General features: G+C 65.8%; 2 protein-coding genes. Both read left to right on the top strand.

Annotated features, from left to right (window positions below):
* The coding region (locus tag EOA33_RS34755) for a sulfatase-like hydrolase/transferase (protein ID WP_190234480.1) at window positions 1-1277 on the top strand (1277 nt) is incomplete at its 5' end.
* 20 nt (window positions 1278-1297) lie between these two features.
* A partial coding sequence (locus tag EOA33_RS34750) for an ABC transporter substrate-binding protein (protein WP_127407653.1) occupies window positions 1298-1741 on the top strand: 444 nt, incomplete at its 3' end.

Raw genomic sequence — 1741 nt, 5'->3', positions numbered from 1 at the left:
ATCTGTGGCAGGCGCTTGCGCGTGCGGGATACGCGACCAGGGGCGTCGGCAAGCTCCACTTCCAGCCGCTGCTTGCGCCCGCCGAACGCGACATGCCGGAATCGCTCGCCTATTGGGAAAGGCCCGGCAGCGAGGACTGGAACGGCCCCTATTTCGGCTTCGACGGCGTCGACCTCGTCATGGGCGAGGCCAATGAATCCACCCGCGCCGGTCACTACGCGGCCTGGCTCAGGCGGAACCATCCCGAGGTGGTGGACCTCTACGAGCCGGAAGCGGACGGAGAGAGCCGGGCCGACGACCTGAAGGAAGTGTGGAAAAGTGCGGTGCCGCCGGAACTGCACTACACCAGCTGGATCGCTGACCGGGCCATTGACTTCATCGAACGCCAGGGCAGACGGTCGGAGCCGTTCGGCCTGTTCGTCTCGTTTCCGGACCCGCATCACCCGTTTTCTCCTCCCCGGCCCTATTGCGACCTGTTCCGGCCGGAGCGGATGCCGAGGCCGGCCATCCGAGCGGGCGAGTTGGAGCGCATGCCGGCCTATCTCGGCGAAGGCGACGATCCACGTAAGGAGCCTTACATCGCCAGCGGCGAGCCGCCGCGCGAACAGGGTTTCCTGGTGCGCACCGACGCTATTTCCGGCGCGACGCTGGCCACCGCGATCGCCCACACACATGGCATGATCCAGATGATCGACGATGCCGTCGGGCGGCTGCTGGAGGCGCTGGCCGACGCCGGCGTGCTGGAGAACACCTATGTCCTGTTTACTGCCGATCACGGCGAACTGTTGGGTGACCACGGACTGTTGCGCAAGGGGCCGCCACCCTATCGCCAGTTGCTGCAGGTGCCGCTCGTGCTGTGCGGCCCGGGAATTCCCGCCGGCACCAGCCTCGATGCACTCACCAGCCATCTCGACCTGTTCCCGACGGTCGCGTCGCTGCTCGGCCTGCCGGCGCCTACCTCCGACGGCGTCGACCTCACGCCGCTAATCGACGGGCGGGCGAGTGACGTGCGTGATTTCCTGTTCGCCGAATACCATCCCCGCCGGGATCAATGCCTCTACAACCAGTCGATCATTTCCAGGGAGTGGCGGTTCACCCGCTACCCGAACCAGCCGGCATGGGGCGAGCTTTTCGATCTTCGTGAAGATCCCTGGGAGCATTGGAATCTGTTCGCAGAGAAAGGCTTCAGCGACCGGGCGCACACGCTGAATGCGGTTCTCGATCAAAGGCTGCCGCCGCGGCCGCTGATACCGAATGAAGTTCTCGGCGCCTACTGAACCAGCAAAGGGGGAATGACATGCACGATCAGATCACGTCCTTGATCCAGGGCGGCATGGACCGCCGCCGCTTCCTGCAGACCGCGGCCGTCACGGCGCTCGCCACGGCGGCGTTCCCACGTGCTGGCCTTGCCGAGGCGCCGCGCAAGGGCGGCGTGCTGCGCCTGGGCCTCAACGGCGGCAGCTCCGCCGACACGTTCGATCCGACGCAGCTGATCGGCACCTTCTCCATCAATGTCTCGCGCCAGGTCTACAACACGCTGGTCGAGATCGGCGACGACGGCAAGCCGGCGCCGGAACTGGCCGCAAGCTGGGAAACCAGCGACGGCAACAAGCGCTGGATCCTCAACCTGAGGCCCGGCGTGCAGTTCCACAACGGCAAGGCCTTCGACGCCGAGGACGTCAAATATTCGCTCGGGCTGCATCTCGGCGAGAAGACCAAGTCGAAGGCGAAGGGCCTGGTC

It is taken from the genome of Mesorhizobium sp. M4A.F.Ca.ET.050.02.1.1 (assembly GCF_003997725.1).
Taxonomy (GTDB): domain Bacteria; phylum Pseudomonadota; class Alphaproteobacteria; order Rhizobiales; family Rhizobiaceae; genus Mesorhizobium.
The sequence above is the reverse complement of the archived record's forward strand: the minus strand, read 5'-3'. Positions and strand labels throughout refer to the sequence as shown.